This window comes from Paraburkholderia sp. SIMBA_054 (assembly GCF_046534875.1).
Taxonomy (GTDB): Bacteria; Pseudomonadota; Gammaproteobacteria; order Burkholderiales; family Burkholderiaceae; genus Paraburkholderia; species Paraburkholderia hospita.
Window position 1 is genome coordinate 1 of record NZ_JAWRXV010000023.1, and the last position, 13,480, is coordinate 13,480.

General features: G+C 62.8%; 14 protein-coding genes and 2 pseudogenes. 15 read left to right on the plus strand and 1 reads right to left on the minus strand.

What is annotated here, in order from left to right; genetic code table 11:
• Positions 1–120: pseudogene (locus SB822_RS26190) on the plus strand (IS5/IS1182 family transposase); the annotation flags it as partial.
• Positions 121–174: 54 nt separating this feature from the next.
• On the opposite strand, the pseudogene SB822_RS26195 reads toward SB822_RS26190, so the two are convergent.
• A pseudogene (locus tag SB822_RS26195) lies at positions 175–525 on the minus strand (porin); the annotation flags it as partial.
• 513 nt (positions 526–1,038) lie between these two features.
• Between SB822_RS26195 and SB822_RS26200 the strand changes: the two are divergent.
• The 14 genes from SB822_RS26200 (at position 1,039) to SB822_RS26265 (ending at position 13,447) form a co-directional block, all read left to right on the plus strand.
• A complete protein-coding gene (locus tag SB822_RS26200; RefSeq protein WP_079502761.1) occupies positions 1,039–2,442 on the plus strand; it encodes an MFS transporter in 1,404 nt (467 codons plus the stop codon).
• Positions 2,443–2,498: 56 nt separating this feature from the next.
• Positions 2,499–3,299 carry an N-acyl homoserine lactonase family protein gene (locus SB822_RS26205; RefSeq protein ID WP_007579368.1) on the plus strand — a complete coding sequence of 267 codons (801 nt, stop codon included), beginning with the start codon at positions 2,499–2,501 and terminating at the stop codon, positions 3,297–3,299.
• Positions 3,300–3,313: 14 nt separating this feature from the next.
• Positions 3,314–4,099 carry an SDR family oxidoreductase gene (locus SB822_RS26210; protein WP_410855978.1) on the plus strand — a complete coding sequence of 262 codons (786 nt, stop codon included), beginning with the start codon at positions 3,314–3,316 and terminating at the stop codon, positions 4,097–4,099.
• Positions 4,089–5,474, plus strand: a complete 1,386-nt coding sequence (locus tag SB822_RS26215) for an MmgE/PrpD family protein (protein ID WP_410855979.1) — start codon at positions 4,089–4,091, stop codon at positions 5,472–5,474. Before SB822_RS26210 ends, SB822_RS26215 begins: the two co-directional genes overlap by 11 nt.
• A gap of 30 nt (positions 5,475–5,504) precedes the next feature.
• On the plus strand, positions 5,505–6,428 hold the full coding sequence (locus tag SB822_RS26220; protein ID WP_410855980.1) for an NAD(P)-dependent oxidoreductase: 924 nt from the start codon (positions 5,505–5,507) through the stop codon (positions 6,426–6,428).
• 44 nt (positions 6,429–6,472) lie between these two features.
• Complete coding sequence (locus SB822_RS26225) at positions 6,473–6,799, plus strand: NIPSNAP family protein (RefSeq protein ID WP_079502765.1); 327 nt, start codon at positions 6,473–6,475, stop codon at positions 6,797–6,799.
• A 12-nt stretch (positions 6,800–6,811) separates the two neighbouring features.
• Complete coding sequence (locus tag SB822_RS26230) at positions 6,812–7,699, plus strand: NAD(P)-dependent oxidoreductase (protein WP_410855981.1); 888 nt, start codon at positions 6,812–6,814, stop codon at positions 7,697–7,699.
• A 19-nt stretch (positions 7,700–7,718) separates the two neighbouring features.
• Complete coding sequence (locus SB822_RS26235; protein ID WP_410855982.1) at positions 7,719–9,146, plus strand: aldehyde dehydrogenase family protein; 1,428 nt, start codon at positions 7,719–7,721, stop codon at positions 9,144–9,146.
• Positions 9,147–9,270: 124 nt separating this feature from the next.
• The gene (locus SB822_RS26240) at positions 9,271–9,666 is read left to right on the plus strand and encodes a carboxymuconolactone decarboxylase family protein (protein WP_007579377.1); all 396 of its coding nucleotides are present in this window, start codon (positions 9,271–9,273) and stop codon (positions 9,664–9,666) included.
• Between the two features lie 53 nt (positions 9,667–9,719).
• Positions 9,720–11,069, plus strand: coding sequence for an MFS transporter (locus SB822_RS26245; protein WP_410855983.1), 1,350 nt, complete (start codon positions 9,720–9,722; stop codon positions 11,067–11,069).
• A 22-nt stretch (positions 11,070–11,091) separates the two neighbouring features.
• Positions 11,092–12,021 carry an NAD(P)-dependent oxidoreductase gene (locus SB822_RS26250; protein ID WP_256211295.1) on the plus strand — a complete coding sequence of 310 codons (930 nt, stop codon included), beginning with the start codon at positions 11,092–11,094 and terminating at the stop codon, positions 12,019–12,021.
• Entirely contained in the window at positions 12,018–12,413 is a 396-nt protein-coding gene (locus SB822_RS26255; RefSeq protein WP_007579381.1) for a cupin domain-containing protein, read from the plus strand. Before SB822_RS26250 ends, SB822_RS26255 begins: the two co-directional genes overlap by 4 nt.
• A gap of 46 nt (positions 12,414–12,459) precedes the next feature.
• Positions 12,460–13,251 carry a carboxymuconolactone decarboxylase family protein gene (locus tag SB822_RS26260; protein ID WP_410855984.1) on the plus strand — a complete coding sequence of 264 codons (792 nt, stop codon included), beginning with the start codon at positions 12,460–12,462 and terminating at the stop codon, positions 13,249–13,251.
• Positions 13,244–13,447, plus strand: coding sequence for a hypothetical protein (locus tag SB822_RS26265; RefSeq protein WP_007579386.1), 204 nt, complete (start codon positions 13,244–13,246; stop codon positions 13,445–13,447). Before SB822_RS26260 ends, SB822_RS26265 begins: the two co-directional genes overlap by 8 nt.
• Positions 13,448–13,480 lie beyond the last annotated feature (33 nt).

Genomic DNA, 13,480 nt, shown 5'->3' on the forward strand with positions numbered 1-13,480 from the left:
ACCGGCAATTGTCTGTGGGCGCGCACGATCGGCTCCCAGGCGACCGAAGTGGCGGTTCGCGTCGGCGTGCTCAACCGCATGACGGCGCTCGCACGTCCGCAATCCGCTCGCATTGCCTGAATTCAAGATCACAAGACCGCCTTTGTCTTCAAACCCGATTTATGCAACAACGCCGCCGAAGGTCACCGAGCCGATGCCGTCCTTCGCCAGACCCACGAATGCCTGACGGCCGAACAGCGCGCCGCCCTGGCCCGACGTGCCGTCGCCCGTGCTGAAGCCGCTTTCGAGCACGAAGATCGCCTTCAGTCCGCCACCGAGGTCTTCCGTGCCGCGCAGGCCCCAACGGCTGCCCGATGCGACGCCGTCGCCGTATTTGACGAGACTGTCATGTCCCGTCGAAGTCGCCACCTTGTTTGCGTACGTAATACCGGCATCGAGCAGGCCGTATAACGTGACGCTGCTTTGTGCCTGCGCAACGATGCTGAAACTCCCGAGAGCCGCTGCGGCCAGGATGGTCTTTTTCATTCTCTTCCTTCTTGTAGTGAATGCCTGCGCGCCCGTTGGCGGCGAGCGCGCGGCATGGTCTGAAAACGTCCTGCTAAAGGCGGCACGAAATGTCAAATCGAGCAGGGGCCTCATGCGTGGGCGCACGATTTCGCGTTTCGATGCCGGTGTAATCCTGCTGGCGCGGCGTGCTATGCGACAGCCGCGTGTGTTGCTGACGTCCTGTCTTCCAGTTTTCGTGGAGCGGACGGACTGCTTGAAGCACCGCTGGACCGGGGTCCGGCAGTACCGTTGTAATCCGAGGAATATAACGAGATGTCAGCGGACAGTAAACGTTTGTGAGGTGAGTTGTAGTCTTTTGTCCACAAAACGTCATGGGCGGATCAGTGAACGAATTTGAATCGTCTTCTTGACGGATTGTATGACAGGAATATAATCCAACCCATCGACCGGCCGCCTGCGTTCCGAAGCGAAGCGCAACACGGAATGCAAAAGCGGGCGCACAAAAAACGCTAACGTCACGGAGACAGCCTCATGCAGATGGATGCCAGTATCGGAGCGCGCCTGGACAGACTTCCTCTGTCCGGCTTCCATTGGCGTCTGCTGGGCCTGATCGCGGCCGGCATGTACTTCGATTCGTTCGACATCTATATCGCCGGCACGGTCCTCGCCGCGATGATCCACAGCGGCGAATCCACGCTGAGCCTCAACGCGACGTTCGTCTCCGTCACCTTCGTCGGCATGATGACGGGCGCGTGGCTTTCCGGATTGCTCGGCGACCGTTTCGGACGCCGCTTCTGCTATCAGTTCAATCTCGGCATCTACGGCTTCGCGTCGATTGCCGCGGCGCTCGCGCCGTCGATCTACTGGCTGATCTTCTTCCGTCTGGTGATGGGCGTCGGCATGGGCGCGGAGATCGTCGTCGGCTATGGCACGCTGAGCGAGTTCATTCCCGCCGACTGGCGCGGCCGCTTCGGCACCATCCTCAATCTGATCATCAACACGTCGCTGTTCCTTTCGACCTTCCTTGGCTGGCTGATCGTGCCGCAATACGGCTGGCGCTGGATGTTCGCAATCGCGGGATGCGGCGCGCTGTTCGTGTGGTTCCTGCGCAAGTCGATGCCGGAGTCACCGCGCTGGCTCGCGTCGCGCGGACGAGGCGACGAAGCGCGGGAGATCGTCGAACGCATCGAGACGGCGTGCGGTAACGCAGTCAGTTATCCGGTCAATGCACCTGAACCTTCAACCCGCGAGTTCTATTCGAACGACACGGGCCGTCTCGGCGATCTGTTCTCGCGCCGGCTGCTCACGCGCACGATCACGGCCATCACGGTTCTCGTCGCGCTGTTCACGGTCAACTATGCATTCGTCAGCTGGATACCGACGTTCCTCGTCAAGCAGGGACACAGCGTTTCCAGTTCGCTCGGTCTGACAGCCGTGATGTTTGCGGGTGGCCCGATCGGCTCGCTGATCGCTTTTGCACTCGCCGAGCACCTCGGCCGGAAGTGGGGCATCGTATTGTTTTCGCTCGTGTGCGTGGCCTTCGGCGTTGCCTATCCGTTTGCGCAGTCGGCGGTTGCGATCACGGCGCTTGGGTTTGCCATCACCTGCTGCATCTATGTGTTGTCGTCGTTCAGCGTCGCGACGTATGTGCCCGAACTGTTCCCGACGGAGCTGCGCCTGCGCGGCTCGGGCCTCGCGAACACGGTGGGCCGCGCGGTCAGCATCGTCGTGCCGTATGCGGTGGCGAGCGCGTTCATGAGCTTCGGCATTGCGGGCGTGCTGACGCTGATCGTCTGCACGCTGCTGATCCAGGCGCTGATCGTCGGCGTGCTCGGCCCGGAAACGAAGCAACGTTCGCTCGAATCGATCGCCGCCGACGCCGGTGTCACGGGCGCGGAAACCATCGAAGGCGGCGCGACGGCGGCCATGAAATAACCGCCGCGCTGCATACGCCGCGACGGATCACTGTACAAACATAGGACACTCGAGACATGTCATCGCCCACTGAGAACTACCGTATCTATGCAGTCAAGTACGCGCATTTCGAGCGCCGTTCGCGCGACAACTTCATCGGCGGCGATTCGCATGATGTGCCGATGCCGCTCGATTACTTCGTGTGGGCCGTGGTGGGCGAATCGCGCACGTTCATCGTCGACACGGGCTTCGACCAGGCAATGGCCGACAAGCGAGGTCGCACGATCACGAACACAGTGGAGCGCGGCCTGAAGCAGATCGGCATTCGCGCGGATGACGTCGAAGACGTGATCATCACGCACATGCACTATGACCATGCGGGCAATAGCTCCCTGTTTCCGCGCGCGCGTTATCACCTTCAGGATCGCGAGATGGCGTATTGCACGGGGCGCTGCATGTGTCATCACGCGTTGAGTCATCCGTTCGAGCCGGAAGACGTGAAGTCGATGGTGGGCCGTCTGTTCGATGGGCGCGTGCAGTTTCATGACGGCGCTTCGGAGATCACGCCTGGACTGAGCGTGCATTGGGTCGGCGGACATACGAACGGCTTGCAGGTCGTGCGTGTGCATACGGAGCGCGGCTGGGTCGTGCTCGCGTCGGATGCGTCGCATTTCTACGCGAACATGCAGGAGCATCGGCCGTTCCCTGTTGTCTACAACGTCGGCGACATGCTCGAAGGCTATGAGGCTGCGCATCGGCTGGCCAGTTCGCCCGAGCATGTGATTCCGGGCCACGATCCTGCTGTGCTGACGCGTTATCCGTCGCATGATCGCGAGACGGAAGGCTGGATCGTGCGTCTCGACGCACAAGCGCGCTGAGCGGGGCGGCACTTATGATGCTGAAAGGCAAAGGCGCTTTAGTGACAGGTTCGTCGAACGGCCTGGGTCTCGCGATGGCGCGTGCGCTCGCGGGCGCAGGCTGCGACATCGTATTGCACGGACTCGAAGCGCCGCAGCAGATGACACAGACCACGGACGAGCTGGCATCCGCGTTCGACGTGAACGTCGCGTACGTGCAAGCGGATCTCGCGACGCCAGCAGGCGTCGATGCGCTGATCGGCACCGCGCTTGAACGCGTGAAAACGCTCGACGTACTGATCAACAACGCCGTTGTACGTCATTTTGCGGATATCGAATCGTTCCCAATCGAGCACTGGAACAACGCGCTCGCGGTGAATCTGACGGCCGCATTTCGCGCGATTCAACTGACCTTGCCCGGCATGCGCGAGCGCGGCTGGGGACGCATCTTCAATATGACGTCGGTGTACGGCGCGCGCGCTGTCGCGAACCGCGTCGATTACGTGACGACGAAGACTGCGCTCCTCGGGCTCACGCGCTCGGTGGCGATCGAGACGCTGAATCACGGCATCACATGCAACGCGATCTGCCCAGGCTCGGTACTGACGCCGAACATCGACGGACGCATCAACGCGTTGATGGACGAGAGCGGACTGAATCGCAGCGATGCAGTGCGCGAGTTCCTCAAAGGCAAGCAACCGACGGGCGAACTCGTCGAAGCGGCGCATGTCGGCGAGATGGTCGTGTTTCTGTGCGGCCCCGCGGCGAGCCAGATCACGGGCGCGATGATGCCGATAGAAGGAGGCTGGCTTGCAGGCTGATTCCATCGACGCCAACGCATTGCGCAGCGGCGTATTAACTCGCTCCCTTGCACGCTTCGTCGCCGGCACGCAGTGGCGCGACTTGCCCGCCAACGTGCGCAACGAAGCGAAGCGCTCGCTCGTCAATTACTTCGCGGTCGCGCTGGCAGGCTCGCATGACCCGACGCTCGACAAAGCCGTCAACGTCTATCAGCGTTTTCGCGCGGATGAAAACGCGAGCATCGTCGGACGCAGCGAGCGCACGGACATGCTGAACGCAGCCGCGCTCAACGCGATGAGCGCGAACGTCTACGACTTCGACGACACGCATATTCCAACCATCATTCATCCGACGGCACCCGTCGCGGCGGCGTTGTTCGCGCTTGCCGAGTCGCAGTCAATGAGCGGCGAAGCGCTGCTGCTCGCGTTCGTGCTGGGCGTAGAAGTGGAATGCCGGATCGGCAACGCGGTGTCGCCGGAGCACTATCAGCGCGGCTGGCACATCACGTCGACATGCGGTGTGTTCGGCGCGGCTGCAGCCGTGGCGAAGGCGCTTGATCTCGGTGAACAAAACATTGCGTGGGCGCTCGGCAATGCATCGGTGCAAACGGGCGGACTGGTCGAAACGCTCGGCACGATGTCGAAGAGCATCAGCGTCGGCAATGCGGCGCGCAATGGGTTGCTGTCCGCGCTTCTTGCAGAAGACGGCTTTTCGGGCCCCGACGCGCCGCTCGAAGGCGAGCGCGGCTTTCTGCGCGTGACGGCGTCGCAACCGGACTGGAGCGCGCTCACGCACGATCTTGGGCATGAGTGGGAACTGCTGAAGAACACCTACAAGCCGTATCCGTGCGGCGTCGTGTTGAACCCGGTGATCGAAGCATGCCTCGATCTGCGGCGCGACGCGCGCTGGTCGCTCGACGATATCGAACAGATCGAACTGACGGGCCATCCGCTGCTGCGCGAGCGCACCGACCGGCCTGGCGTGCGCACTGGGCGCGAATCGCAGGTCAGCGCGCAGCATGCGGTGGCCGTGGTGTTGTCGCGCGGCAAGGCTAGCCTCGATGAGTTCAGCGATGCCGCGGTCGCAGATCCTTCACTCCGCGCGGTCGGAAGCCGCCTGCGTTTCATCGATAACGCGTCGTGGCCCGTCGAATCCGCGCAGGTGACGATCATTCTGCGTTCGGGCGAACGCGTCGCGCATCGCGTGCATGCCGCGCGCGGCAGTCTCGCCGCGCCGCTCGCCAACGTCGAGCTGGCCGACAAGCTGCATCAACTGGCCGCGTATTCACGCTCGGGCGTCGATGCGCAAACGTTGATCGATAGATTATGGAAGTTCGAGACCGAGCAGGACGCGGCGGCAGTAATGCGTCTCGCGCGTGCTCGCGGTTCGAATTGAATCGGAATTTTTTCATTCACGAGGATTGTCATGTCGAGTAGTCAGGCATCAAGTCAGCAACGCGGGCCATCGCTCGGTTTCGTCGGCGTCGGCACGATGGGCCGGCCGATGGCGCGGCGGCTGATCGAAGCAGGTCACGCGGTGATCGTGTACGACCGCGATGAAGCAGCGGTTTCGGAACTCAAGGCGGCGGGCGCGCAAGTTGCCGCGTCGGTGCGCGAAGTGGCCAACAGCGCGCGCATCGTGTTCACGAGCCTGCCCACGCCCGCGATCTTCAAACAGGTCGCGCTCGGCGACGGCGGCCTGATCGACGGCAGCGCGATCAAGGTGCTGGTCGATCTGTCGACGGTCGGCTCGCGCATCGAAAAGGAAGTGGCCGAAGGGCTGCTCGCAAAAGGAATCGAAACCGTCGACGCACCCGTGAGCGGCGGCGCAGCGGGCGCGACGAAGGGCACGCTCGCGATCATGGCGGCGGGCAATCCCGTCGCGCTCGAAGAAGTGCGCGGCCTGTTCGAAGTGCTCGGCAAGGTGTTCGTCGTCGGCGACAAGGCGGGGCAAGGGCAATTGCTGAAGCTGCTGAACAATATGTTGTCGTCGACGGCGTTCGCGATCACGTCCGAGGCGTTCGTCGCCGGCATGCGCGGCGGGCTGGACCCGGAAGTGATGATGTCGGTGATCAATGCGGGTAGCGGCAAGAACGGTGCGACGCTCGACAAGTTTCCGAAGCACGTGCTGCCCGGCACATTCGATTTCGGCTTTCCTGTCGGCAGCGTCTGCAAGGACATCGGCCTTGCCGTCGACGAATGCCAGGCGCTCGGTGTACCGATGTGGGTGGGCAGCGTCGCGCGCCAGATGTGGAATTACGCCGCGATGCAGGACGGCGCCGCGCGCGATATGACGGAACTCGTCAAATACGTCGAACGCTGGTCGTCGGTCGACGGCCTTGAAGATTGAAGCAGTACCGAATCGAACACACAACACGAAACACGGAGAACTCCATGATCGTTGAAATGCGCATCTATCACTGCGCGCCGACGCGCCTGCCGGCCTTGCTCGACCGCTTCACGACGCACACGCTCGGTTTCTTCGAGAAGTACGGCATCCAGCAGATCGGTTTCTGGACCACGCTGATCGGCCCGAGCAATCACGCGCTCACCTACATGATCCAATGGGAAAGCCTTGCCGAGCGCGAGCAGAAGTGGAACGCGTTTCAGGCCGACGCCGACTGGATCGCGACGCGCGCCGCGACGGAAGCGCAGCGGCCGATCGTCGAGCGCATCGAGAATCACTTCCTGAGCCCGACCTCGTTCTCCGCGCTGCGCTAGGAGACGGATGCCATGACACAGAAGAAGCGCATCGGTTTCATCGGGCTCGGCATGATGGGCGCACCGATGGTGCAATGCCTCGTCAACGCGGGCTTCGAGCTTTACATCGAAGACGCGGATTCAGCGCGCGCTGACACGCTCGCCACGCAAACAGGCACACAGCGTTTGACTCGCGATAACGCCGCGTCGCTCGAAGCATTGATCACGATGTTGCCAAACTCGGCCATCGTCGAAAGCGTTTTGCTCGGCGGCGGCGCAGAGGGTTGGGCGAGCCGGCTCGCGAAGGGCGCCGTCGTGATCGACATGAGTTCATCGGAACCGGAACGTTCGCGCAAGCTCGGCTCGATGCTCGAAGAACGCGGCCTCGCGTATCTGGACGCGCCCGTATCCGGTGGCGTGAAGAAAGCGAAGGAAGGCACGCTGGCGATTCTCGTCGGCGGTCGTTCGGAAGTGCTCACGCAGTGCATGCCTGTGCTCGAAGCGATGGGCAAGAGCATTTTGCATATCGGCGGCGCGGGCTCGGGTCATGCAGCGAAGGCGCTGAACAACTACGTGTCGGCGGCGGGACTCGCGGCGACCGTCGAAGCGCTGCTCGTCGCGCAACGTTTCGGCATCGAGCCGGACGTGATGACGGATGTGCTGAACGCTTCGTCGGGCCGTAGCAATACATCGGAAAACAAGGTCAAGCAGTTCATGCTGAGCGGCACGTTCGCGTCCGGCTTCGCACTGCAATTGATGAACAAGGATCTGAAGATCGCCCATGCGCTCGCGCAGTCGGTCGGTTATCCGATGACGCTCGGCGACACCGTCGCGGCAGTGTGGGGCGAAGCCGCGCAACGTTCGACGCCCGCCACCGACCACACCGAAATGTATCGCCTGCTGGATCGCGATGCGCTTTGATTCTGGACAGGAACCTGCCATGTCACATGCAGCGCAGTTTTATATCGACGGACGCTGGGTCGAACCCGCATCCGCCCGCTGGTTCGATATCGTCGATCCAGCCACTGAAGCACCGTTCGAGCGGCTCGCGCTCGGCAATGCGCAAGATGTCGACCGCGCGGTCGCTGCCGCGCGTCGCGCGTTTCCCGCGTGGTCCACGACGAGCGTCGCGGAACGTGTCGCGTTGTTGCGGCGCGTGCTGCAGATCTACGAACGCCGCTACGACGAGTTCGCGGAAGCGATGCGCCGCGAGATGGGCGCGCCCGTCACGTTTGCGCGCAACGGCCAGGCGGCGCGTGGTCCCGCGCATCTGAATGCGCTGATCGACGTGCTGGAACGCTTCGAATTCGAAGAACAGCGCGGCAGCACGCGCGTCGTGCTCGAAGCGATCGGCGTGTGCGGGTTGATTACGCCGTGGAACTGGCCCGTCAACCAGATCGTCGTGAAGATCGCGCCCGCGCTCGCGGCCGGTTGCACGATGGTGCTCAAGCCGAGCGAGTATTCGCCGCTGAGCGCGCTGCTTTTCGCGGAAGTGCTGGACGAAGCGCAAGTGCCCGCCGGCGTGTTCAATCTCGTCAATGGCGATGGTCCGGGTGTCGGCGAGGCAATCGCGAGCCATCCGGATATTGACATGGTGTCGTTCACGGGCTCGACGCGCGCGGGCGTGCTGGTCGCGCAGTCAGCCGCGCCGACGGTCAAGCGCGTCGCGCAGGAACTGGGCGGCAAGTCCGCGAACATTCTGCTCGACGACGTCGATCTCGAAGAGGCCGTCAAGCGCGGCGTGGCTGCGTGCTTCGTGAACTCGGGCCAGTCGTGCTCGATTCCGACGCGCATGCTGGTGCCGCGTCATCTGATGAACGACGCCGCGCAGATCGCGAAGCGCGCAGCGGAAACGTATCGCGTCGGTCCGACCGACGATGCTTCGACGCAACTCGGCCCGCTCGTCAACCGCAACCAGTTCGAGCGCGTGCAGGCGTTGATCCAGACGGGCATCGACGAAGGTGCGCGGCTTGTGACAGGCGGCGCGGGCTTGCCCGAAGGCATCGACAAAGGCTATTACGCAAAGCCGACCGTCTTCGCGGACGTCACGCCCGACATGACGATCGCGCGTGAAGAAATCTTCGGGCCGGTGCTGTCGATGATCCCGTACGACAGCGAAGCGGACGCCATCGCGATTGCCAACGGCACGGACTATGGTCTCGCAGCCTACGTGCAATCGGCGGATATCGCGCGCGCCCGCAAGGTGGGTCGTGCGTTGCGTGCGGGCGGCGTGCATCTGAACTATCCGCCTGCCGATTTCCATGCGCCGTTCGGTGGCTACAAGCGTTCGGGCAATGGCCGCGAGTGGGGCGAAGCGGGTTTGCGCGAGTATCTGGAAACGAAGGCGATGGTTGGTTACGGCACGTAGTGAGCCAAGGCGGCCAAAGCGGCCAAAAAATTTTGCACGTTTAGATTGTCTGACAATCATCGCGTCAGGCAGTCGTAACGTGCGAAGCAACTGAACGGGTTGAAGCAACAGAGAGGACCTCAAGATGGAAAGCAACGAACGTTTCGAAAAAGGCTTTGAAAACCGCAAGGAAGTGCTTGGCGCAGGGCATGTGGAGAAGTCATGGGCCAATGCCGACGACTTCAACCGGCCGATGCAGAAGTTCGTCACCGAGAGCTGCTGGGGCGATATCTGGGGCGACAGGACACTGTCGTTCAAGACGCGCAGCATGCTGAACCTCGGCATGCTGACGGCAATGAGCCAGCATCACGAACTCGCCGTGCACGTGAAGGGCGCGCTGCGCAACGGCGTGACGAAGGACGAAATCCGCGCGGTGCTGATGCAGGCAGCCGTGTACTGCGGCGCGCCGCTGGCGCTGGCTGCGTTCCGCGTCGCGACGGAAGCGATCAAGGCGTATGAAGCGGAGACTTCGGCGGCTTGACGCAGCAGATAAACCACGCACCACGCGGTGCCGACAAAGAATTGGAGACTACGATGAAAACCCTCACTGCGACCGACATCGCACAGTCCGAAGGCGAGCAATCGATAGAAACGAAAAGACGCAATGCCATCAAAGGCGCGTTCTTCTCCGAGTACATCGACATGTTCGATATTTACCTGCCCGTCGTTGTGCTGTCGCCGGTGCTCGCGTTCTTCCAGCCGCCGCATCTGTCGAGCGGCATGGAGACGATACTCGCGTCGCTGGTGTTCATCACGACGCTGCTCGGGCGTCCTATCGGCGCGCTGCTGTTCGGCATGATCGCGGACCGTATCGGGCGCCGCAAGGCGTCGATCTGGTCGGTGTCGGGCTTCGGCGTGGTCACACTGCTAATCGCGCTGCTGCCGGGCTACGAGAGCATCGGCATCGTGTCGTACTGGGCGCTGGTGCTGCTGCGCTTCGTCGACGGGATCTTTCTGGGCGGCGGCTACACGGGCGCGATGCCGCTTGCCATCGAGTATTCGAAGAAAGCGCAGCGCGGGTTTGTCGGCGGTTTCATCATCGCGGGCTTTCCTGCCGCATACGTGTCGATCAATCTCATCGCGATGCTGATGTTCGCGCTCTTTCCGCTCAACGGCATGAACTCGCCGTACGCGCAATGGGGCTGGCGCATTCCGTTCGTGCTGGGTGCCGTGCTCGCGGGTATTCTCGCGCTGTACTACGTGCACAAGGTCGCCGAATCGGAGATCTGGAAGAGCGAAGCCGCCGACAAGGGCAATCAGCCGGAAAAGCTGCCGCTCTCCGACCTGCTGCGCGGCAAGAGCGGACGCAACCTGCTTCAGGTGCTGGTCATGATGACGGGCTTCTGGCTCACTCAGAACATCATCACGATCTACCTGCCGACGGGCCTGCTCGTGAAGACGCTGCATCTGACGGGCTTCCAGATGACGTCCACGCTGATGATCACGTACTTCGTGCTGTTCTTCAGTTACATCGGCTCGGGGCTGATTGCGCAGTCGATCGGGCGGCGGCGCTTCTTCGTGATCGTCGGCCCGCTGATCGCGACGGTCGGCGCAGGGCTGCTGTATGTGCTCGCGAACGTCGACGGATTGTCGCTGCCGGCCATCATCGCACTGGTCTGCGTGCTCGCCGTGCTCGTCACGTCGCCGTGGGGCGTGATCGTCACGTACATCAACGAACGCTTCGTCACCGATGTGCGCGCGACGGGCTTCGGCGTCGGCTTCAGCCTCTCGGTGATCATCCCGTCGTTCTACGCGTTCTATATGAACTGGCTCGGCGCGTTCATGCCGTTGCGGATGACTTCCGTAGTGCTGTTGTGCATCGGCGGACTGATCGGTGCGGTCGGCGCGATGATGGGACCGGAAACGAAAGACGTCGACTTCTGACGAATCAACTGACTGCAAGGGAATAGCGGAAATGAACAAGGAACGGATCGGATTCATCGGTCTCGGCAACATGGGCGGCCGCATGGCGCGGCGTCTCGTCGATGCGGGCATTGCGGTGCTCGGTTACGACACCGCGCCTGAGCGCGTGAAGGCAGCGGGCGCGCAGGCCGCGGCTTCGGTCGCGGACGTGATGAAGTTCGCCGACGTCGTGATGATGTCGTTGCCGGACAGCAAGGTCGTCGAGGCCGTGGTCGAAGGCGAAGGTGGTGTGCTCGCGCATTGCCGTGCGGGACAGATCGTGGTCGATCTGAGCACGGCGGCGGCAAGCTCGACGATACGGCTCGCGCGGCGCTTCACGCAATGCGGCGTGCAGTATGTCGATGCGGGCATTTCAGGCGGCGCGGCAGCAGCGGAGAAAGGCACGTTGACGCTGATGGTCGGCGGCGACGCGAGCGCGGTCGAAGCGCTCGAATGGGCATTCGCGCCGATCAGCTCGAAGGTCGCGCACATGGGCGAGAGCGGCGCGGGCCACACCACCAAGCTGCTGAACAACTTCCTCAACGCGGTGAGCCTCGCGGCGAGCGCGGAAGTGATGGTGGCGGGCAAGAAGGCCGGGCTCGATCTGCATCTGCTGCTCGACGTGCTCAACAGCAGCAGCGGCGTGAACTTCGCAACGCTGAACCGCTTTCCGAAGATCGTCGACGGCGATTATCTGGAAGGCGGGCTGACGGGCAAGCTGATGACGAAGGATGTCGTGCTGTACGTCGATCGCGCGCGCGAACTGGGCGTGGTGTCGCTGAATGCCGCGGGGCCGCTCGCCAGCTTTGGTCTTGGTACGGCGCTCGGATATGGCGATGTGATCAGCAATCGCGTCGTCGATGCGATTGGCGATGTGTCGGGCGGCGTGCGTCTGTACGACGGGAAGATTCGCAAAGAGGAGAAGCAGGCATGAAGGTATTTCACGGCAGGGCAGAAGGGAAGATGTCGGAACTGCGCGGCGAGACGTTTTCGGGCACGGTGTGGGCCGACCCCGTGATGCCGTCGACGGATGGCGTCACCATCAACACGGTGTTCTTCGCGCCGCGCGGCCGCACGTACTGGCATACGCACGAGCAGGGCCAGGTGCTGCAGGTGACGGCGGGCAAGGGCTGGATTTGCAAGGAGGGCGAAGCGCCGCAGGAAATCCGCCAGGGCGACATCGTGTTCATCGGGCCGAACGAGCGGCACTGGCACGGCGCGAGCGACGGCAGCTACATGGTGCATATCGCGACGTCGATCGGCAAGGCGACGTGGCAGGAAGAAGTGGCCGAAGCGGATTATCCGCAAGGGCTGGTCGCGGGCTGACGTGGCGCGCGCGCAACGCATCATCGTCATCGGAAGGAGCAAGCGAATGAAGCAGGGAGAGCAGCCGGCGCGCGCGCATCGCGAGCCGCAGCAGATCAAGGACGACTTCGTGCGCGTGCACGGCGTCTGGAATGCCGCATGGGACAGTATGCTTCGTCTCGATGCGGGTTTTGTCGATGCGTACGTGCAGTTCTCCGCAGTGCCGCAGCGCAGAAACCATCTCGATGACAAGACGCGCGCGTTCATCGCGCTCGCCGCCGATGCGTGCGCGACGCAGTTGTACGGGCCGGGCGTCGCGCATCATATCGAGCGCGCGCTCGGGTTCGGCGCGACGCGCGAAGAGCTGATGGAAGTGCTGGAGCTGATCAGCACGATCGGCATTCACACGAGCAATGTCGGCGTGCCCGTGCTGCTCGAAGTGCTCGAAGAAGAAGGCTTGCGCGCGGGACCTGCGCCGCTCGACGAACGCCGCCGCGCGCTGAAGGAGGCCTTCGAGAAGAATCGCGGCTACTGGCATCCGACGTGGGAAGGGCTGCTCGAACTCGATCCCGATCTGTTCGAAGCGTATGTCGAGTTTTCTTCGGTGCCCTGGCGCACGGGCGTGTTGAGTCCGAAGATCAAGGAGTTCATGTATTGCGCGTTCGATGCTTCGTCGACGCATCTGTATGTGCCCGGCCTCAAGCTGCATATGCGCAACGCGCTGCGCTACGGCGCGACGGCGGACGAACTGATGGAACTGCTGGAGATCGTCAGCACGACGGGCATTCACGGCGCCGAACTCGGCGCGCCGCTGCTCGAAGCGGCACTGGCAAAGCACCGAGTGGCCGTCGATGCATGACCTCACGATGCTGACTCCCAACGCGTGGAATGAGCACGTCACACGTGCTGCGCGGTCGCCTCAAAACCCCGATGCGCGCGTCCGCGATTCTCATTCGACGTTCCGCGCGTTGCAGGTGTTGCCGCTCGCGCGGCTCGCAGCGAACGGCACCGACCACGCGCATGTGCGGGCGGTGGCGATTCTTGGCTACAACTGACGCGCCGTCCTCGGGCAACAACGCGGGGGCAAC

Coding starts and splice junctions, on each gene's coding strand:
- SB822_RS26200 (WP_079502761.1), top strand. CDS start 1,039: ATGCAGATGGATGCCAGTATCGGAGCGCGCCTGGACAGACTTCCTCTG.
- SB822_RS26205 (WP_007579368.1), top strand. CDS start 2,499: ATGTCATCGCCCACTGAGAACTACCGTATCTATGCAGTCAAGTACGCG.
- SB822_RS26210 (WP_410855978.1), top strand. CDS start 3,314: ATGATGCTGAAAGGCAAAGGCGCTTTAGTGACAGGTTCGTCGAACGGC.
- SB822_RS26220 (WP_410855980.1), top strand. CDS start 5,505: ATGTCGAGTAGTCAGGCATCAAGTCAGCAACGCGGGCCATCGCTCGGT.
- SB822_RS26225 (WP_079502765.1), top strand. CDS start 6,473: ATGATCGTTGAAATGCGCATCTATCACTGCGCGCCGACGCGCCTGCCG.
- SB822_RS26230 (WP_410855981.1), top strand. CDS start 6,812: ATGACACAGAAGAAGCGCATCGGTTTCATCGGGCTCGGCATGATGGGC.
- SB822_RS26235 (WP_410855982.1), top strand. CDS start 7,719: ATGTCACATGCAGCGCAGTTTTATATCGACGGACGCTGGGTCGAACCC.
- SB822_RS26240 (WP_007579377.1), top strand. CDS start 9,271: ATGGAAAGCAACGAACGTTTCGAAAAAGGCTTTGAAAACCGCAAGGAA.
- SB822_RS26245 (WP_410855983.1), top strand. CDS start 9,720: ATGAAAACCCTCACTGCGACCGACATCGCACAGTCCGAAGGCGAGCAA.
- SB822_RS26255 (WP_007579381.1), top strand. CDS start 12,018: ATGAAGGTATTTCACGGCAGGGCAGAAGGGAAGATGTCGGAACTGCGC.
- SB822_RS26260 (WP_410855984.1), top strand. CDS start 12,460: ATGAAGCAGGGAGAGCAGCCGGCGCGCGCGCATCGCGAGCCGCAGCAG.
- SB822_RS26265 (WP_007579386.1), top strand. CDS start 13,244: ATGCATGACCTCACGATGCTGACTCCCAACGCGTGGAATGAGCACGTC.